General features: G+C 65.8%; 16 protein-coding genes and 1 other annotated feature. Of the genes, 9 read left to right on the top strand and 7 right to left on the bottom strand.

Annotation, left to right across the window (positions count from 1 at the left end; genetic code table 11):
* Positions 1–62 precede the first annotated feature (62 nt).
* The 7 genes from OHB01_RS08820 (at position 63) to OHB01_RS08790 (ending at position 5,702) form a co-directional block, all read left to right on the top strand.
* Positions 63–1,541, top strand: a complete 1,479-nt coding sequence (locus OHB01_RS08820) for an AMP-binding protein (protein ID WP_328855203.1) — start codon at positions 63–65, stop codon at positions 1,539–1,541.
* A complete protein-coding gene (locus OHB01_RS08815) occupies positions 1,538–1,795 on the top strand; it encodes a phosphopantetheine-binding protein (protein WP_142651675.1) in 258 nt (85 codons plus the stop codon). Before OHB01_RS08820 ends, OHB01_RS08815 begins: the two co-directional genes overlap by 4 nt.
* 96 nt (positions 1,796–1,891) lie before the next feature.
* Positions 1,892–2,266, top strand: a complete 375-nt coding sequence (locus tag OHB01_RS08810; protein ID WP_142651674.1) for an ectoine synthase — start codon at positions 1,892–1,894, stop codon at positions 2,264–2,266.
* A gap of 80 nt (positions 2,267–2,346) precedes the next feature.
* Positions 2,347–3,501 carry an acyl-CoA dehydrogenase family protein gene (locus OHB01_RS08805; RefSeq protein ID WP_142651673.1) on the top strand — a complete coding sequence of 385 codons (1,155 nt, stop codon included), beginning with the start codon at positions 2,347–2,349 and terminating at the stop codon, positions 3,499–3,501.
* A 25-nt stretch (positions 3,502–3,526) separates the two neighbouring features.
* Positions 3,527–4,213 carry a transglutaminase-like domain-containing protein gene (locus OHB01_RS08800; RefSeq protein ID WP_142651672.1) on the top strand — a complete coding sequence of 229 codons (687 nt, stop codon included), beginning with the start codon at positions 3,527–3,529 and terminating at the stop codon, positions 4,211–4,213.
* Between the two features lie 28 nt (positions 4,214–4,241).
* Positions 4,242–5,051 carry a maleate cis-trans isomerase gene (locus tag OHB01_RS08795; protein WP_142651671.1) on the top strand — a complete coding sequence of 270 codons (810 nt, stop codon included), beginning with the start codon at positions 4,242–4,244 and terminating at the stop codon, positions 5,049–5,051.
* A 309-nt stretch (positions 5,052–5,360) separates the two neighbouring features.
* Positions 5,361–5,702, top strand: coding sequence for a YbaB/EbfC family nucleoid-associated protein (locus tag OHB01_RS08790; RefSeq protein WP_142651670.1), 342 nt, complete (start codon positions 5,361–5,363; stop codon positions 5,700–5,702).
* Here OHB01_RS08790 and OHB01_RS08785 read toward each other — a convergent pair.
* The 4 genes from OHB01_RS08785 to OHB01_RS08770 form a co-directional block, all read right to left on the bottom strand.
* Positions 5,695–6,645, bottom strand: a complete 951-nt coding sequence (locus OHB01_RS08785; RefSeq protein ID WP_328855202.1) for a hypothetical protein — start codon at positions 6,643–6,645, stop codon at positions 5,695–5,697. The two genes, OHB01_RS08790 and OHB01_RS08785, sit on opposite strands and share 8 nt — an antisense overlap.
* A gap of 27 nt (positions 6,646–6,672) precedes the next feature.
* Entirely contained in the window at positions 6,673–7,089 is a 417-nt protein-coding gene (locus OHB01_RS08780) for a hypothetical protein (RefSeq protein WP_142651668.1), read from the bottom strand.
* Between the two features lie 136 nt (positions 7,090–7,225).
* Positions 7,226–8,445, bottom strand: a protein-coding gene (locus OHB01_RS08775) for an IS3 family transposase (RefSeq protein ID WP_328853951.1) whose coding sequence is annotated in 2 segments (ribosomal slippage) — positions 7,226–8,166 and positions 8,166–8,445 — 1,221 coding nt in all. Because the reading frame shifts where the segments join, the coding sequence is not laid out codon by codon here.
* Positions 8,054–8,167: a sequence feature (AL1L pseudoknot), on the bottom strand. Its footprint overlaps the gene before it by 114 nt.
* Positions 8,446–8,875: 430 nt before the next feature.
* Entirely contained in the window at positions 8,876–10,405 is a 1,530-nt protein-coding gene (locus OHB01_RS08770; RefSeq protein WP_419197557.1) for an IS1634 family transposase, read from the bottom strand.
* Positions 10,406–10,674: 269 nt separating this feature from the next.
* On the opposite strand from OHB01_RS08770, the gene OHB01_RS08765 reads away from it, so the two are divergent.
* The gene (locus tag OHB01_RS08765) at positions 10,675–11,373 is read left to right on the top strand and encodes a DUF2637 domain-containing protein (protein ID WP_328855201.1); all 699 of its coding nucleotides are present in this window, start codon (positions 10,675–10,677) and stop codon (positions 11,371–11,373) included.
* A 5-nt stretch (positions 11,374–11,378) separates the two neighbouring features.
* Here OHB01_RS08765 and OHB01_RS08760 read toward each other — a convergent pair whose 3' ends face one another.
* The 3 genes from OHB01_RS08760 to OHB01_RS08750 all read right to left on the bottom strand — a co-directional run bounded on the left by OHB01_RS08760 (position 11,379) and on the right by OHB01_RS08750 (position 17,986).
* Positions 11,379–15,344, bottom strand: coding sequence for a hypothetical protein (locus tag OHB01_RS08760; RefSeq protein ID WP_328855200.1), 3,966 nt, complete (start codon positions 15,342–15,344; stop codon positions 11,379–11,381).
* A gap of 428 nt (positions 15,345–15,772) precedes the next feature.
* Entirely contained in the window at positions 15,773–16,408 is a 636-nt protein-coding gene (locus tag OHB01_RS08755) for a hypothetical protein (protein ID WP_328855199.1), read from the bottom strand.
* A gap of 204 nt (positions 16,409–16,612) precedes the next feature.
* Positions 16,613–17,986 carry an IS1380 family transposase gene (locus OHB01_RS08750; RefSeq protein ID WP_147945574.1) on the bottom strand — a complete coding sequence of 458 codons (1,374 nt, stop codon included), beginning with the start codon at positions 17,984–17,986 and terminating at the stop codon, positions 16,613–16,615.
* 264 nt (positions 17,987–18,250) lie between these two features.
* On the opposite strand from OHB01_RS08750, the gene OHB01_RS08745 reads away from it, so the two are divergent.
* Entirely contained in the window at positions 18,251–18,550 is a 300-nt protein-coding gene (locus OHB01_RS08745) for a hypothetical protein (RefSeq protein WP_142652112.1), read from the top strand.
* Positions 18,551–18,606 lie beyond the last annotated feature (56 nt).

The raw sequence follows: 18,606 nt of genomic DNA, 5'->3' as shown, positions 1-18,606 counted from the left end.
ATCGCCGTCCGCCTCCGCTGTAATCGCTTCTCTCATGAACAGATGCAGGAATGGGGGAAACCGTGCCATCACCACGCCTTCTTGATGCGCTGGCCGCGCACGCCCGAGGCCGGCCCGATCAGGTGGCCCTGATCCGGGGCGAGCAGCAGGTGACGTACCGCCACTTGGCCGGCGTCGCCGAGGACCTGTGCGGTGTCCTGAACAGTCTCGGGCTCGACCGGAGGCAGCCGCTGTGCGTGCCCGCGCACAAGACGCCCGCGACGATCGCCCTGCTCATCGGCGCCTTCCGGGCCGGCTACGCGGTCCTTGCGCCCTCGCCCGAACTGGGCTCCACCGCCCGTGCGGCGCTCGCCGCGCAGGCCCGGTGCTCCCGGGTGCTGACCGTGGATGACCAGGGGGTCCTTGCCACCGCCCCGGTCGTGCCGGACGAGCAGGCCGCACGGGACTTCGACGCCGTGGACCCCGCCACCGCACCGCTGCTGCTCACCACCTCCGGTTCCACTGGTACGCCGAAAATCGTCCCCATCCCTGGCGATGCCTTCGACCGGTTCGCCGACTGGGCGACCGGCCGGTTCCGCCTGACCCAGAAGGACACGCTGCTGAGTTACGCCCCCCTGAACTTCGACCTCTCCCTGCTGGATGTGTGGACCCCGCTATGGCTGGGCGCCCGAGCCGTTCTCGTCGAACAGGAGTTCAGCGCGGACGCCCGTCACCTGCAGGAACTGGTCACCCGGCACAAGGTCACCTTCGTGCAGGGCGTGCCCATGCTGCACCGGCTGCTCACCCAGGACGGCGCGATCCATCCGGCGGTCCGCACAGTGATCTTCACCGGGGACGCGCTGCCGCAGGCGCTGCTGCGGCAGCTTGGCACCGCCTTCCCCCACGCCGGCTTCCACAACGTCTTCGGATGCACAGAGACCAACGACAGCTTCATCTACGACGCCGACCCTGCGGAGGCCGGTGAGCGGATCCCCATCGGCCGGCCGCTGCCCGGGGTGCGGGCCCTGCTGCTCGACGACGAGGGCCAGGTCCTTCACGGTCCCGGTACGGGTGAACTTCTCGTGAGCACGCCGTTCCAGACCTCCGGATACCTGCAACGCTCCCGCAACGAAGGGGTGTTCGTGCCTGCTCCCGACGGCGGCGACGAGGTCTTCTACCGCACCGGCGACCTCGTCACCCGGGACGCAGACGGCCTGTACTGGCTGAAGGGGCGCACCGACTTCCAGGTCAAGGTCCGCGGGGTGCGGACCAACATGCAGGAGGTCGAGAACGTCCTGGCGGCTCACCCCGACGTCGCCGAGGCCGCCGTGGTGGCGATCCCCGACCCCGAGGCCGGCTACCGGCTGCATGCCCAGGTGACCCGTCGGCCCGGCACTTCGCTCACCTCGTTGCGACTGCGCCTGCACAGCGCCGAGCGCCTGCCCCGCCATGCCATCCCGTCCTCCGTGCACGTGGGTGACGCCCCGCTGCCGCGCACATCCACCGGAAAACCCGACCGCAATCTCATCAAGTCAGCACGACAGAAGGAGAACCGCGCATGACCTCCCTGGTTGACGAAATACGGGGATACATCGTCGCCGAGTTCCTCGACGGAGAGGACACGGCGGAGCTGACCTCGGACTTCGATCTCATCAACAGCGGTGTCGTCGACAGCCTGGGCGTGGTCCGGATCGTTTCGCACATTTCCCGGACCTACTCGATCCCGACCGACGACATCCCTTTGACCCCGGACGGCTTCCGCAGCATCGGCGCCATTTCGGCGTTCGTCGAGAACGCGACGAAGACCGCCGCCTGAGCCGGCGTCCGAATTCGGGCGGAAGACCGGAAGACGCTCCTGGAGCATCTCCCGAACATTTTCCGGAAGGCAACCAACCTCAATAAGGAGACTGCCATGATTGTCCGCAGCAGCAGTGAGATCGTCCCCGTCGAGTGGGGAAACGGCACCAGCTACCGCCTGCTCACCGAGGCCGACGGCATGGGCTTCACGGTGTGCGAGACCTCGGTCCGCAAGGGCACCACGAGCGCCCTGCAGTACCGCCGTCACCTCGAGGCCTGCTACTGCACCGGCGGCTCCGGCGAGATCGTCACCGTGTCCGGTGAACGCTTCAAGATCACCGAGGGCACCTTATACGCCCTCAACGAGCACGACGCCCACTACCTCGTGGCCTCCGATTATGAGGATCTGAGGCTGGTTTCCGTGTTCACCCCGGCCCTGCGCGGTGACGAGAAGCACACGCTGTCTTCCGACGGCTTCTCCCAGTACTGAGATTCCGCGATCCGGTCCGCCCCGCCGGCAGCGGGGCGGACCCGGCCCCGACCAGCGACGTACCGGAAGGCGGCACACCTATGACGTCCGCACCGTCGGCACCGCGCACCGCCGGCATCGAATGGGACCCGTACACCCTCACCGCCCCCTGGGCGGACGAACTCAACCAAGATGTCGAGGAGTGGGACGCCCGCGCGGAGTTCCCCTGGGAGAAGTGGAAGATAATCCAGCGCTCTGGACTGCTCGCCGTACCGTTCGCGACGCAGTACGGCGGCCGCGGCGGCACCCTGACCGACACGATGCGCGCCCTGGAGGGCCTCGGGCGCACCTGCCGCGACATCGGCCTCGGCTTCTCCGCCTCCACCCAGATCGTCAGCGTCGGCGTCCCGCTGCAGGCGTTCGGCGCCGAGGAGCTCAAGTCCCGTTTCCTGCCCGGGATCGTCACGGGCGATCTGGTCACCGCGCACGCCATCACCGAGCCGGGCAACGGCTCGGACGCCCTGAACATCTCCACCACGGCGACCCGCGACGGCGACGACTACGTCATCGACGGCGGCAAGATGTTCATCACCAATGCCCCGATAGCCGATCTCTTCCTGCTGTACGTACGGACCGCCGAGCCCGGCCCGTTCGGCCTGAGTGTCTTCCTGGTCGAGCGAGACACCCCCGGTCTCCGGGTAGGCGAGCCGCTCGACAAGATGGGGCTGCGCACCTCCCCGCTGAGCGAGGTGACGTTCGAGGGGATGCGTGTGCCCGCCGCACGGCGCATCGGCCAGGAGGGCGCCGGCTTCCTGATCCTCGACTATGTGATGAAGCGGGAGATCCTCTTCTCCTTTTCCCTCACGCTCGGCGAGATGGAACACCGTCTGGAGCGGGTGCTCGGGTACGCCAGGTCCCGCCGCCAGTTCGGCGCACCGATCGGTGCCTTCCAAGGTGTCGCTCACAAGATCGCGGACATGAAGATCGCGGTGGAGACCGCCCGCAAGTGGCTCACCGACACCGGCGCCAAGGTGGAAGCCGGCCAGGACGCCACGCTCGACATCGCCGCGACCAAGATCGTGGTCAGCGAGGCCAACAAGCGCACGGCGCTCGACGCCGTCCAGATCTTCGGCGGCCAGGGCTATCTCACCGCCACCGGCATCGAGCGGGACGTCCGCAACGCGATCGGCGGGACCATCTACTCCGGCACCAGCGAGATCCAGCGCAACCGCATTGCCTCCCTCCTCGGTCTGTGAGCCGAAAGCCGACGAAAGGGTGACCATGAACGCAGCGACTTCGGGCGACCTCCGACGGCTCACCGCGCCCACCGGCTTCCTCGACTACGAGAGCGACTCAGTCCAGTCGTTCATCGACGAGGCGGTCAGCGACCGCGGCGCGGACAAGCGCCGGCTGGCCGTCGAGCTCTACTACGCCGTCCGAGACGACGTCCTCTACGAGGTGTACGGGGCCGATCTGTCCCCGCAGGGACTGCGGGCCAGCCACACCGCGTCCGTCCGCGAGGGCTTCTGCCTGCACAAGTCGACGCTGTACGCGGCGGCCTGCCGGGCCGTGGGCATTCCCGCCCGGGTCCACTACGGCGATGTGCGCAACCATCTCGCCTCCGACCGGCTGCGCGCCCACGTCGGCGGGGATGTCTTCTTCCACGCTCTCAACTCCGTCTACGTGGACGGCAGATGGGTCAAGGCCACCCCGGTCTTCAACAAGATCCTGTGCCGCCTGTACGGGATGAAGCCGCTGGAGTTCGACGGCACCGCCGACAGCCTGTACCACCCCTTCGACGACCAAGGCCGCCAGAGCATGGAGTTCCTGGCCGACCACGGCGGCTTCGACGACGTTCCCTACGAGTTCGTGATGGAGAACATGCGCCGCAAGCACCCCAACTTCCTGAGCGCCGCCGGCACCGGCACGGTCCGTGGCGGCTCGCTGGCCGCCGAGGCGCCCGCCTGACCCGGCCCGACGACGAGGAGACGCCGAGATGAACACTATCCGAGCACAGAAGGACGGCTGGGAGGCCCGGGCGCGCATCGGCCTGGTCGTACCGCACGCGGACGTGGGCCCGGAGTCGGAGTTTCAGGTGATCGCGCCCGAGGACGTGTTCCTGCACGGCTCGCGCGTCCACTTCGGCGCCATGCGAGCCGGCGGCGAGATGGACCCGAAGATTCCGCACGACCCGGTGCGGGCCTTCGTCGAGCCGCCGCACATCGACCACGCGGTGGAGTTGCTGGCCGCCTCCCCGCTCGACGTGATCGCGCTGGGCTTCACCAGCTCCGCCTACGTCCTCGGAGCGAGCGGTGAGAAAGAGCTGTTCGACCGGCTGGGGCGCCACACCCGCGGCATCCCGCTGACCGGCACCACCGCTGCGGCCGTGACCGGCTTCGCCGCACTCGGCGCCCGCAAGGTGGCGATCGTCAATCCGCCGTGGTTCGACGACCGGCTCTCCGGGCTCGGCGCCGGCTACTTCACCGAGCAGGGCTTCACGGTCGTCCACCACGGCCCGTGCGGCCTGCCCAGCAACCAGAAGCTGATCACCCCGCACGCCCTGGCGGACTGGATTCGCACCACCGTCGCGGGGCACCGGCCCGACGCCGTCCTGGTCGCCGGGAACGGCATCCGCGCGGTCGGCGTCATCGACGCCCTGGAGCAGGAGCTGGACTTCGCCGTCCTGACCGCCAACCAGGTGCTGTTCTGGCACGCCCTGCACCTGGCCGGGGCCGGCGAGATCGCCCGGGGGATCACCGGCTACGGGCGGCTGTTCGAAACGGCGCCCGGGAGCGGTGCGTCATGAGCATGCTGCCCGCCCTGGCGACGAGTCCAGGCTCACCTTCCCGCTGCCAGAGCACCACGACCCTCCCCTGAGGGGGCCCGAGGTCGGCGGCCCGATCGTGCGGCCACCGAGGCGCACGACTGATCATGTCGATGTCCGGCGAGATCAGTGAAGGTGCGCGAAACCGGATCAAGGTCCGGGTCACGAGCTCGACGGCGCCCGCTCGCCCAGGTCCAAGGCGCTACCTGGGCGAGCGGTCGCCCGCCGTACGCGCATCACCCGGCTGACCCCTCGCTCAGGGTTTCACCAGAAGGCAGGTAAGAATGCCTCATGGCAGATCTTCTTTCTGGCGATCCCGAGTTCGATCGGATCAAGGCGGAGTTCCAGGCGACATCGCGAGAGCTCTCCGATGTCATGAACAGGATCGGAGAGGTGGTCGGCGAGGCGACGAGCCGGGACGAGAAGATCAGGGTGCGGGTGTCGGGCTCGGGGCAGTTGATCGGGCTTCGGATCGATCCCCGGGCCATGAGAACAGGCTCGCAGGAGCTGGCTGACACGATCATGGAAACGTCGCGGCGGGCGGTCGAGGACGCGGAGCGGAAGCTGCTCGAGGTGGCGCGCCCGTACTTCGGGGAAGAGCGCGCGCAGGAGGATCGCCGCCGCTTCACCTGATCCGCGGGATCAGGCTGCGGGTGCCGTGGACGATGAACTTCTGGTACATCTGGTCCTCCGTGAGCCCGGTCTCGCTGCCCGGCAGCGGGTTGTCGCCATGCTGCACGTCCAGGGTCATCGAGTACGCGGTCGAACCGGCCATGCGGGGGATGAACGAGCCGGTGTTCAGTTCGGCCCCGTTCGGCAAGGTGATGGGCGCGGCCAGCGACTTCAGGCCCGGGATATTCCGCATCACGGCCGCCGTCCCGTCGGCGACTCCGTTGAAGGCCACGTTCGCGACGAAGTTCTCACGGTAGGCGGTCGCGTTGTAGTCGAGCGATCGGACATCGGCGCCGGACATGTCGGTCTTGATGCCGGCCACAGTGTTGAACGCCAGCGGGATCGCCACCTCGCCGACCGGATACAACAGGCTGTCCGTCACCCAGTACGCCAGGGTGGCGAGAGCCGGTAAAAGGAGGATCACCCACTTGTTCGAGAGTGAGATGAGCAGATTCGCCTGCTTCCGCATGATCGCCTGGTAGAGCTTCCAGGTGATCGGCTGGTAGGCGATGGTCCACATCATGACCATCGTCGAGTACGCGCAGTAGCATGCGATGAAGTAGTTGATCGTCTCGATGACCTCGGCGTAGGCCCGGCACGCGTTGGCCGCCTGCCGGACCTTGACAGAGGTCATGAGCACCGCCTTGCCGTAGTCGTCGTTCCAGAACCTCCGGAACGCCGCAGCCGCGTCGTCGGTGCTGGTTTGCCAGACTTTCTGGGCGGATTCGTGCGCCTGCTGGAAGTGCTTGTCGATCGCATCGGCGATCATGTCCAGTCGGTCGGCCGCCTCGCGGATCTTGTCGGGATCCCCGTCGAGGTATGAGACGCCGAACAGCGTCTCGGGCGAGAGCGCGCCGGACAGGCCTCCCGCCGCGCCGGCGGCGCCCATGGCGCCGAGGGTCACTTTCGCCGTGATTCCGAAGGCCATGGCTCAGTCGAGCTTCACAGACGTGGTGGGCGTGCTGATGTCGTCCGTGCGCTCGGCGTACTCCACCAGTTTCCGGATGGCCGCGTTCTTGTCCGCCATGCTCGCGTAGTCGGCCGCCTTGACGTTCGTACTCATCTGCCTGACGGACGAGCCGATCGCCTCGTACGACTTGCTCATGTTGGTCAGCGCCTCTGTCATGCTCTCGAGGGCGCTCTCGAAGCCGGGTTTCCCTTCCGCGCCACGGCGGAAGAGCCGAGCCGCTTCGTCACTGCCGAAATAGGGCAGCAGCGCGGCGAGCTCTTTCTGGAGAGGGGCGATCTCATCGAGGAGCTCCCCGCCCTGGCTGTAGATGGCCTGGCCACTCTCCTTCATGCTGGAGTGATCCATTTCCATCCCCTGGCCTGGCTGATCGGCGTCCACGCGTTCCTCCTCCAGTGTTTCTGTCTGAACAGGATCTACCTCCCTGGTTACCGCCAGATGTCCTATTCATTGAAAGTTGTGCACTGCCCCGGTTTTGATGGAGGCCTGAACCGCGCCGAGTTTCGTGGAGGCCGGGTTAGCTGGCTGGGGTGAGGATAGCCGGGGCGGTTTGGGTTCGGTAGTGGGTCTCGAATTCGGCTGGTGGAAGGTCGTTGCAGGCGCTGTGGAGGCGCCGGTTGTTGTACCAGTCGACCCATTCCATGGTGGCGATCTCGACGTCGTCCAGGCCGTTCCACGGGCCGCGCCGGTGGATCAGCTCGGTCTTGTACAGCCCGATGGTGCTTTCGGCCAGGGCGTTGTCATAGCTGTCCCCTCGAGATCCGACCGAGCAGACCGCCCCGGCACCCGACAGGCGCTCGGTGTAGCGAATCGACAGATACTGGCAGCCGCGGTCGGAGTGGTGCACCAGGCCCTCCAGCCGCCGTCCGTCTCCGCGACGCCAGATGGCCATCTCCAGGGCGTCCAGCGCCAGGTCGGTGCGCAGATGATCGGCCAGACGCCACCCGACGATCATCCGCGAGAACGCGTCGATCACCAGCGCCGCGTACACGAACCCCGACGCGGTGGGGATGTAGGTCAGGTCGGCGACCCACAACCGGTTGGGGGAGGGGGCGGTGAAGTCGCGTTTGACCAGGTCGGCGGGCCGGTCAATGAGAGCATCGGGGATCGTGGTCGGTCGCTTGTGGTCCCCGCGAACCGCCCCGGCCAGCCCCAGGCGCTTCATCAGCCGGGCCACGGTACAGCGGGCCACGCGGGTGCCGCGCCGGTTGAGCTCCTTCCACATCTTGCGCACGCCATACACCTCGAAGTTCTCGTTCCACACCGTGGTGATCTCGGCCATGAGCTGGGCGTCCCGCACCTGCCGGGCTGAGGGCGGACGGGACTTGGCCGCGTAGTACGTCGACGTCGCCACCTGCAACACCTGGCAGATCGGCTCGACGCCGAAAGCGCCGCGGTGAGCGTCGATGAAGGCGACTACCTGGGCGGCCGGGGGTCGAGTTCGGCCGCGAAAAAAGCGGCCGCGGCCTTGAGGATCTCGTTGGCGCGGCGCAGCTCGCGCACCTCGCGCTCCAACTCGGCGATCCGCTGGGCGTCGGTGGTCGAGGTGCCCGGCCGCTGCCCCTCGTCGATCTCGGCCTGGCGCACCCACCCGCGCAATGCCTCGCGGTGAACACCGAGCTGATCGGCCACCCGGGCGATCGCGCCGGGGGCACCGCCGGTCTGCCGGCGGACCTCAAAGACCATGCGCACCGCGCGCTCTCGAAGCTCTTGGGGATACTTCCTCGGGGCTGGCATCGTGACGTGATTCTCCCTTCCGCCAGCAGATGATGCTGGCTTCAGGGCCTCCACGAAAGTCGGAGTGGTTCAGCCTGATCAGAGGGGAAGATCGAGCTCAGGGCACGGAAATCCTGCGCTGACCGCCGGAAATCTGCCGGAGAAAGGTGTGTCAGGTCGTCGCCGCGCCCTGGGCGACAAGGGCGACCACCCGCGCAACGTCTACCTGCCTGAGGACGCCGTCCTCCGGCGCGTCGACAGCCGGCTGTGCCAGGCGTCCGCGCCGCGGCGCCGGGGGCATCGTGTCGCCCATCCCTGGGCAAAGCAAAAGTGAGGGCCGAGGTGAATCTCAGCCCTCACATGATGAAAAGGTTCGTGTCCGAGGGGGGACACAGGCGATACGTACATACCCTTCGCGGCGTCCACCACACTCGTCCTGAGTTGGCTCAATTTAGTGCGCACCTTCGGGGCTGCGGATCCGCTTGAGGGCGTTGCGTAGGTCGGTGGGCAGAGGGTCGGCGGCGGTCAGGACGTGGTTGCCGGCTTGGATTCGGACGGTGCGATAGCGGCGGGCGGTGCGGACGAACTTCTTGATCGACCATCCGGTCCGTGCCTCGATCCACCGGCCGACCGCCAGGGCGGCGAACACGATCGTCAGGTGCGCGTCGATGGACTCGCGTTTGTGGTGGTAGATCGGCCGTGCTTTGAGGTCGTGCTTGCTCATCCGGAAGGACTTTTCGATCTCGAACAGCCGATGGTAGGAGCTGATGACGAACTCGGCGGTGATGGGCGTCCCGTCCGGGCAGGCGGCGAGATTGGTGATGTAGCCCTTGAGCCCGGCCAGGGCCTTGGCCTTGTCCACCAGCTCGGTGTTGACGCTCTTGGTAGCGCCGGACAGCCTGATGAACCGGTTGCGCTTGACCGGCGCCTGCCCGTCGACGGCGCGCTGGGCCTTGGCGACCTGCTCGTCGATGCCGCGCAGGGTGCGCCGGGCCCGCTCTGCCCGGTACTGGTAGTAGATCATCTGGTCGCGGCGGGGCCGGCTCGATCCCGACGGCCAGGGCTGGATGAAGATGTGCCCGTCGGGGATCGGGGTGCCGGGGTGCTCGCGCCGCCACTGCTTGACCACATACGGCACCTCGGGGATCTTCATGCCGAGGATGAACGACAGCCCAGCGGCTTCGATGGCCTGCTTGTTCGCCTCGGAGATCATCCCGGCGTCGGCCACGATCGTGACGTCCGGCAGGTGGTGGGCCGCCATGAACCCTTCGATCACCGGGAGCATGGTGTGGGTCTCGGCCTTGTTGCCCTCGAAGGCGGTCACCATGAGCGGGAACCCGGAGGAGTCGGTGAGCAGCCCGATCGTGATCTGCGGGTCCAGGCGGCGTTCCTTGGAAAAGCCCGGCTCGCGGAACCCATCCCCGGCGTCGGTCTCGAAGTACAAGGTTGACACGTCGTAGAGGACCAGGCTGGCCGGCCCGAGGCGGGTGTGGGCCGCGCATGCACCGGCCAGGGCCTGGCGCCACTGCGGTGCGGCGTAGTCCGGCAGGCGGCGCTTCACCGTGGCATACGACACCGCATCGATCCCGGCCTCGCCGAGCACGCGCAGGCTGTCGTGCTTGCTCGTCGGTTCGATCACCCGCGCGAGCACCAGCTGCCGGAACACCTCATCGCCCCCGGCCGCGGCAGCAAACCCCAGCGTGTCGTAGGCGCGGGACAGCGCGTCCCACAGGTGTTCCATCCGCGAGCTGACGATCTCCAGCGGCCCGCCCGCCATCGGCCCATCGTCCAGCCCCAGGTCCAGTTCCTGCTGGCCGGCGGCCAGCCGCTGACGCGCCACCGCCCTGAGCGTCTCCAACTCGGCGTCGTCGTGCGCCGACCCGATGTGCTCGATCTCCCGCGATCCGCGGCGGGAGGAGTAGACGATCTGCACCGCCCGGGCGCCTGAGGCCGTCTTCACCGTCCGCACGTACGGAGACACGGCCACCAGGGTAGAGACATGATCGATTTAGTGCGCACTTTTCGCCGTTCCCGACGGGGAACCACGAGGTCAACGCCTCGCGCTCAGCGACAATCTTGAAACGTGAGCCAAGTCAGGCCCATCCCTGGGCAAAGCAAAAGTGAGGGCCGAGGTGAATCTCAGCCCTCACATGATGAAAAGGTTCGTGTCCGAGGGGGGACACGCTCGATACGTACATACCCTTCGCGGCGTCCACCACACTCGTTCTCCCTGGTCGGGAGGGCTGAGCGGTGGGAGAGCCGAGTACTCAAGCTGTTCGCCGCATCCAACGTGCGACGATCGCTGGTGTCGCGCTACTGGCGCTGATCGCGGCCGTCGTGTCGTTCAGGCACATGCACGAGCTCTGCCTGCGCCATGGTGAGGACCGCTTGGCGGCGGTGCTCACCCCTCTCGCCGTCGACGGCCTGATCGTCGTCGCCTCGATGTCCATCCTGTTGGCCAACCGGTCCGGCTCCCGTGGCGGCCTCCTGGCCTGGAGCCTGCTCGTGGTCGGCAGCCTGGCCAGCCTCGGAGCGAACGTCGCCGTCGCTGAACCCAGTCTGATCGGCCGGCTGATCGCCGCATGGCCGTCCCTCGCCTTGATCGGCAGTTATGAACTCCTGATGTCCCAAATTCGCCGCTTCGCGCGAGCGCAGCCAGAGGCCCAAGACCTGTCGGCCCCTGAACCTGCCACCGATGCGGATGTTGACCCCGTCGAGCAGCAAGGCGAGCAGCAGGAGAACGCCGAACTGCCTGCTGAGGCTCATGGGAATGGCCGGACACTCCAGCGAGAGGCCTGGCGGTGGGCGCAGCAGAAGAGTCAGGCAGACGGCGATCTGCCCAGCGGCGTCGCCATCGCCCGAGCCTTCGCCCGCAGCCCCCGGTGGGGCCGCCTGGTCAAGAAGGCTGGCCTCGCTGGTGAACTGGCCGACGCAAGTTTCGAAGGATAAGGGCATCAGGGTAGGCCAGGGCCCGCGTATCCCCTCCGATCTTGCTCATCCTCGATCCGCCACCGGTGTCCTAAATGATCAAGTTCGGCCATCGCTCGTTCAGCGAAGTCGCGCACGCGGGGAGAGGGATGCTCGATCAGAGGGCGGAGGTCAGCTTTACGGCGGACGATCGCGTCCGGCAGATCGGGGCCGATAGTCATAGGGATGAGGCTCTGGTGGAGCACATCGATGTCCCTGGCTGAAAGGCCAGTTGCGATTCGACGGGCAATGATTGCTACGTAGCGCACATCTTTCCAGGCTCGCGTGAGAAGGCTGATGAGGACGGCACGTTGTTCGGGAGTACCCTGTTCCCATACCTGCGCCTGGTCGAAAAGTGTTGCGGTGTCATTTCCGATAAGCCAGAGGAGGCTTATTGTTTCTTCCTGGAGTGAGTCGCGTTCATATGGGGCGAGCCATTGAAGCACGTGGCGGGTTACTGCCTCTCGTGATTCCCTGGGCAGGTCGCGTAGTGGCTGTCCCCATGCATGCGGGACGAGCGGTTGGGCTGTAGAGTTCTCGGCTGTGCAGGCAGCACGCCATTGGTCGAGTAAATTACCCAGAGCCTCGGGGTTGAGCTTTCCTAACTGACCAATCGCCAGAGCCAGATCGTGATCAAGGTCGAGCGACTGCCAGCCTGCAGAGAGCCCATCGTCATTCTCTTGACTGGCAAGACCTAGCCGACGTTGTAGTACGCGCCCGAGGTCGTCGGCTTGTTCGCGCGTTGACGTACTGAACGAGACATGGCTGAGAGTTTCGGGCAGCACCTGGTGTGGCCCGTGAAGAGCCATGCGCACCAGTAGGGCGAACTTCTCGTCAGGAACTAGCCGCGGACATCCATTGACGTGACGAACTAGCTCTCTCACACCCGAAGCGCGATCTTCCACGGATGCCGCAGGCAGAATGGGCTCTGTGTCGGATGCCGGCACAGTATCTCCGAGAATAGGAGCGAGTACTCGTAGAAACGACTGCATTAGGATTCGTTCAACTGATTCGTCGACAGCATCCAATGCAGGAAGCAACACGAGTATTACACCTTTCGCTCCTGCCTCTGTGGCGAGCTGATCCACCCACTCCATAACGTCGGAGGAATCCTTGAGCGCGCCTTGGGCTAAAGCGGGAAGCCAGACCTGCACGCCTTTCCTGGACAGTTGGCGAGCATGGTTTCGAGCGCGCTGCAGTGCAGCAGCGGACCCAAGTCGACGGCCTAGTTCAATGGCAAAGGCTTGAATAGGCGCAGGAGAGATGCCGGAATACACAAGTTCATCAACAGCAGGTGCGTCGAGCAGCTCGAAGGCGCCGTCTGGTCCAAGCTGCCGGGCCAGCTCTGCTGCCCGTTCGACGCGCTCGCGCCAAGTGGCCTCATAGTCTCCTATAGGAGGTCGATCGGCCGGAAACAACACGAGCAAAAGGCGCAGTTCGTTATCGTCGAGGGCAATGCGAGCAATGGGCGAGTTTGCCGCGCGCTGTGCTTCTAGAGTCGGGTCCGTTCCGCGGCGAGGAACGGCAAGCAGGGCAGAAACTGCACGATGACGCACGATAAGTGGCAGGGAAGGCCACCTCTCTGCCAGCGCGGCTTCCACCCGGTCCACAGCATCATCAACCATGTCGAGAAGCTGGGCATCTAGTGCGCCACCACCGAATGGTAGGCCTCGGCGGCCACGGGCGCGAAGCTCGCGCATGGCTGTCACAAGCTCCTGTAACCCGTCATCGGTAAGTTGGCCGAGTATCTCGACGGCGAGATCGGCAGCCAGGGACAGAACTTGCCTGGTGCGATCATCCGTTGGGAGAGCCCCCGCACGCAGACTCAACTCCATTGCGTTGGTAACCGTCCCGAATTGCCGATGCTCTACCGTGGGGGCGCCCAGGGCCGGAAGGGCGTGTAGCAGCGCATGCGCTATCCGCACCCTCGCCTCAGGGATAAGGGATTCATCGCTCCAGCGCTCACCCAGGACGCGCAATATGGTTGCCCGACGCTGAAATACCGATGCAATCATCTGAGTTGGAGGATCGGCCAACTGCGCGAGCACGTCAGCCGGCCCACGATTGAGGGCCAGCGAGTCGGGGCTTGGGTCGAGACTGGCCAACGTAAACAGCGAGAGGGCCGCGTAGGTTACCGAATCCTCATCAGCGCCGACGATCGATCCGCTCGCAGCCGCTGCGGCTCCCAAGATTTCCCTATTGCCGATCCCGTATGGCGCTGGCGCCGAATCGGCTGGGAGGGGCCAGACGATTGCAAGCTCTCGCACGAGATCATCGACCAGGCTAGGAATGAAGGCGCCCACCTGGCCCGCGATGCTGAAGACATCTCGCCATCGCCGCCGAGTAACCGGGAGAGCCGGTGCCGGCCCTGTGTGGATCAGTCGGAGGATAGTCGCTCGAAGGAGAAGAAGTGCGTCACGGGCCTCGGCGAATACGGCTGCTTGGGCGAGGACAGCCAACTGTCGAGCTAGGTCTGATGCGATTCCGGATGTCAGCGACGGATCAAAGGCTGCCAGCTCTGGTCGATTCGTCGCGGTCGCCACGAGGACGGCCAGCGCTGACTGTATCTGAAGATGAGGACGATGGCCTGGAAGGTTCGGAGTGTTGGGCTGCGCTAAAGCGTTGGCAACCAGCACCGCGCCAGCGATATCTGGACGTACCGTGAACGGCGGTCCGGTAACGATGGCGCTGTCTTGTAGGTCATCCAGGAGTTCCCGGACTTCAGTGACGTCGGCAGGTAGGTTTGTAATAGCTCCAGCGAGTGAGGCGATCTGGTCCTCGTTGCCTGAAACCAGCAAGGCGATCGCTGTTGCGACCGCGACGTGGTTCTTGGTCAGAGAGCCCAGGCGATTGTTCAGGTACCGCCGCATGACATCCGGAACGTCGCCGGAGGTGAACACCCCGTTCGCGCCGGCGATCTCCGCAGCGGTGTGTGCGATTAGAGGGTTGCCCTGGGCAAGCCCGATGACAAAGGTTCGGAAGCTTTCATTGTCGATTCCGCGTGCGGTGATGATCGCATCGATCTCGCCACGCTCCAGAATTGCCACGCCTTGCCAGGCCACTTGATCATCGTCTGGGCTGACGCCGACGCGGGATAGAACCCCGCGGCCAAGGCCGGGCCGCGTGGTTAGCACGACACGAACTGAGGTGTAGCGGGGGTCGGAGAGCAGCGTCGCCAATCCTGACAGATCCGCCGTTTTGTGGGCATCGTCAAATAGGAGCACGCAAGGCTCGTCGAGCGTGACTCTGGCTGCCGCCTCTGATGCAAACGACGCCCCAGGGACCGCCACCAGGAGTGGGATATCGACAGCGTCCATGACAGAACGTGTCTTGCCGAGGCCACCAGGCGCCTCTACGACCAGGATCCGGCGTGTGGATTCCCTCAACCACGCCCTGATAGCGTCTTGTGTCCCGCGGTCGCCGACCACTGGCGAAGCAAACCCCGGAATCGAAGCGATCATCTTTTCGCGGTAGATATCGCCTGGAAGGACGACGCGTGGTACCCGGGGTGCGGCTCCAAGGAGATGCTCTGCGTAGCTGATTAGCGAGTCCGATTCAAAGCCCATCTCGAGCTCGGTCAGGTCCACAATCTCTAGCGCGATCTTATATGTTACTCCAGCTTTTTCCTTCCAGCGCTTCTGATCGGCCTGGCGGGCTCTCCTATTGGTGACGAAGATTGCCTTCTTGGGTCGCTTTACGGCTGGATCGTCGTATTTCCCGAGTTCGCGTTGCAGCTTCTGGGTCCAGGACTTCTCAAGGCTGAAGAATCCGACGATCTCGTCATGCTTGCCAAAAAGCGGGCGAGAAAAAGCATCACGCCCCAGGTCCGCCACACTTGATGTCAGCCTCAGCTCGGGGTGTCGGGCCTGGAGGTACACGAAGGCGATCCGCTCAAATAGCGCATCATCAGTCAAACCTTCCAGTGCGGCCTTCACCGTCTCATACCGGGCCATGATCAGCCTCCAGCGCGGTCGAATAGGGGAACAACATAAGCAGGCTAGCGTTGCCGAGGACGCACGATGCGCTCCACTCCAGCCAGCCTCGTGGCTGAGCTGGAGACGGGACGGCATCATGCCGGGCCAGTCGCACCCAAAGGTGTGGATCGAGCGCCCGGTCGCGCATGACGGTGAGGCGGCGAGCGCCCGCAGTGGCGGTGTGGGCTGCTTAGTCTTAGCAACTGGCCGGCTTCCCCACCTCTGTTCGCAGATCTAGACGCGGTCCTGGCCGACCCGGGATCTGGCCGTCATGGGCACGGCAGTTGCGGTGCGTACTCAAACGCCTACGACCTTGCCTTCGGGCGTCTGCCCAACGGTCGGCATCATGGTCCTACAGAAACCTTTGTCTGATGCTGCTTCACACGGCAAGACTTGGTCCGAGCGGCCTACTTGAGGAAGAAATCCTCGTGGTCAATGTCGTCAGTCCAGTATCCGTAGCGCTCACCGAGAATCTTGAGGACAGCGCCCGGATCCACGGACGACAGATGGATCTCCAAACCCCAGCTATGCACCGTTGACATTACGGACAGATCCAGAGCGTCCTTGAGAGCCTTCCGTGTCACTACGTCTGTAGCCACGGACGGGTCATCGGTTTCCTCGGGCCTGTTCATCTCGGTAACAAATAGATCTTTATAGGAGTCGGCGCTTTCCCAGGTCGGTGTGCCACACTTCGCCGCCACCCGCGTGTTGACGATGAGATTGGCCAGAGCAGTAAGGAGATGCCAGTCTTTCCAACCCTCGCTGCGGAGTTCGGCGAACGTAGCCCGGACACGCACGTCTGCCAGCAGGCGCGGCAACGTGTGGCGCATCAATGGCGGCAACCGCTCATACCGCGTTCGGACCATCTCCAGGGCTTTGTCCCGGGAGTAGCCAGGACCTGGGCGGGTCAGAGACTCCAATTCTGGCGCGCAGCGGTTCGAGAACGGGGCGTTGCCGCAGAGCGAGTCGGCGGGGATGCCGTGTGCCGGGCTTCGATAGTCCGGGCCTTGGAGATCGGCGAGTTCTTGATAAGGGCGGCCCACTTCGAGCTTGTGAGTCAGGCCCCCCTGAAGTGCGTTTTCTAGCCTCGATCTTTCACGTTCATCAGGTCGCTGGCTGAGCGGTTCGGCTGGAGTGTGAAATCGCGGTCGTGGTCAGCCTGGTGGCCCGGCTGTCGCGCCGGGTGGACGGGGTTCCACGGGCCCGCGGGGTGTCCTTCCTGGTCGTCGGGGCGGTTTGGTGCCGGATCAGGTCGGTGCCGGGAGTGCTTGGAGCCGGGTGATGGCGGTGACCAGTTGGCCGGCCCAGGGCCAGGACGCGGCGATGCGCAGGCGTAGGCGGCGTCCGCCGCGGACCAGGCGGGCGGCGACGGCGAACAGGCGAAGCCGCAGCCGTTTGGGCTCATAACGGCGGGCCGGCCCATCCAGGGCGAGCATCTGCATCCAAGCCAGGAGTTCGCAGGCCAGGGCGACGACCTCACACCAGATCTGATTCTGGTCGAAGTCGTGCAGCGGCAGGTTGCGCAGCCCGGTGTCCTTGGCGGCGCGGATGCGGTCTTCGCAGCGGGCGCGGCGGCGGTGGCGTAGCTCCAGGTCGGCGAGCTGACCGCGGCGGGTGTCGGTGACAAAACAGGTGAAGCGGTGCCCGTCGATGTCGGTGAAGCGCAACTGCGCGCCCGGGTGCGGGCGCTCTTTGCGCACAATCAGGCGCATGCCCTTCGGCCAGCCGTCCAGCTTCACCAGGCCGGTCAGCTCGGCCACCCACGCACCCGGCCGTACCTGCCCGCCTGAGTCGTAGGCGGGCGTCCACGCCTGCGCGGGCAGAGCCAGAATCGCGGCCTGGATTTCTTCGGTGAGGGCGAACCCGATGGAGTACGACAGCCGCCGCCCGGGCCGGGACAGCCAGGTGAGGAACTCGCGGGTGCCGCCGCCGGAATCGGCGCGGATCAGTACCTGACGGCGGCGGTGCTTGGGAAGCTGGGCCAGCGCCAGCCGGGTGGCGGTGATGTGGTCGGCGGCGGTGTTGGATCCGGCGTTGCCGGGCCGCAGCATGATCGCCAAGGGTTCCCCGCCCCCGGTCGCTCCGTGGTCGGCGAAGACCGTCATCGGGTGGAACCCGAAGGTCTTCTTCCAGGTCGGCGCGGCCTGTTGCTTGTCAGAGTGGGCGATGACGATGGTCGCGTCGATGTCGAGGGGAATCAGCTGGCCGTCGGTGCCGGGGGCGTGGGGGCCGGCCAGGGCCCAGGCCCGCTGCCGGGCGGTGGCACGGGCGGCGCGGATCGCCTTAAGCGCGCGGACGGGGTCGGCGGCCAGGCGGTCGATCACCCGGGACACGGTCGGGTCGGAGGCGATCGGGCCGAACAGCTCGGGCTGAGCGCGGAGCATCGCGATGTCGGCCAGGCAGTCCCCGCCTAACGCCAGCGTGAGGGCCAGATCGGCGATGACTTTGCCCGGGTCGTGTACCGCCCGGGACGGACGCCACCGTTCCAGCTGCGCCGATAGTTCCCTGCCCAGGCCGGTGACCCGCAACGTCTCCAGCAACAGCAGCCCACCGGCCTGCGAGACGAGTCCCGAGCCGTCGGCGGACACCACGATCTTGCGCTGCAACGCGATAGTCTTCACTTGGAAAGTGCCTTCTGAACTGGTGCGGACAGGACTCTCGACAAGCCCAATCCTCCCAGCTCAAAGGCACTTTTCTCATGTAAACGATCAAGCCCGCTCAAATTCGTCGCGAAAGCCCGAGGCTTACACCAGGGCGCAGCTGGAGTGGCGCGACCGGTACGCCGAAGAGCTGTCGATCTACGCCATGGACGAGTGGTGCGGCTACTGCGGCGGCGACCACGCCTCGCCCGGCTGCCCGGCCCGGACCTGAGGGGGGGCACGATCATGGGACGTTGGTACGGGCTCTGGCACGGCGGCAACGGGTACGGCTCACCACAGCCGGATGATCTGGAGGAGTTCTCTTCCCTGGCCGATGCCCGGCGCAAGCTGTCCGATCGGCACCGGTACGGCTACTGGCAGCGCTCGCCCTTCGCGTTCGCTCACCGCGAGGCCGCCGACGTCCTCACCCCGTGCGTGGGGGACGACTGCGAAATCAGGCTGTACGGCTCCGCCGACGGGCTCGACTACCCCGATCGGCGGATCTTCCTTGGACCGCGCGGCGGCGTCCGCATCGAACGCTGCTGACCCCGCCCTTCTTCATTCCATCGCCCTCGGCTGACCGCGCCGGGGGTTTCTTCATG

The organism is Microbispora hainanensis, from assembly GCF_036186745.1.
Taxonomy (GTDB): domain Bacteria; phylum Actinomycetota; class Actinomycetes; order Streptosporangiales; family Streptosporangiaceae; genus Microbispora.
The sequence above is the reverse complement of the archived record's forward strand: the minus strand, read 5'-3'. Positions and strand labels throughout refer to the sequence as shown.

Bases quoted from the DNA above. Each gene is read 5' to 3' on its own strand.
- OHB01_RS08815 (WP_142651675.1), top strand. From the start codon at position 1,538: ATGACCTCCCTGGTTGACGAAATACGGGGATACATCGTCGCCGAGTTC.
- OHB01_RS08810 (WP_142651674.1), top strand. From the start codon at position 1,892: ATGATTGTCCGCAGCAGCAGTGAGATCGTCCCCGTCGAGTGGGGAAAC.
- OHB01_RS08805 (WP_142651673.1), top strand. From the start codon at position 2,347: ATGACGTCCGCACCGTCGGCACCGCGCACCGCCGGCATCGAATGGGAC.
- OHB01_RS08800 (WP_142651672.1), top strand. From the start codon at position 3,527: ATGAACGCAGCGACTTCGGGCGACCTCCGACGGCTCACCGCGCCCACC.
- OHB01_RS08795 (WP_142651671.1), top strand. From the start codon at position 4,242: ATGAACACTATCCGAGCACAGAAGGACGGCTGGGAGGCCCGGGCGCGC.
- OHB01_RS08790 (WP_142651670.1), top strand. From the start codon at position 5,361: ATGGCAGATCTTCTTTCTGGCGATCCCGAGTTCGATCGGATCAAGGCG.
- OHB01_RS08760 (WP_328855200.1), bottom strand. From the start codon at position 15,344: ATGGCCCGGTATGAGACGGTGAAGGCCGCACTGGAAGGTTTGACTGAT.
- OHB01_RS08745 (WP_142652112.1), top strand. From the start codon at position 18,251: ATGGGACGTTGGTACGGGCTCTGGCACGGCGGCAACGGGTACGGCTCA.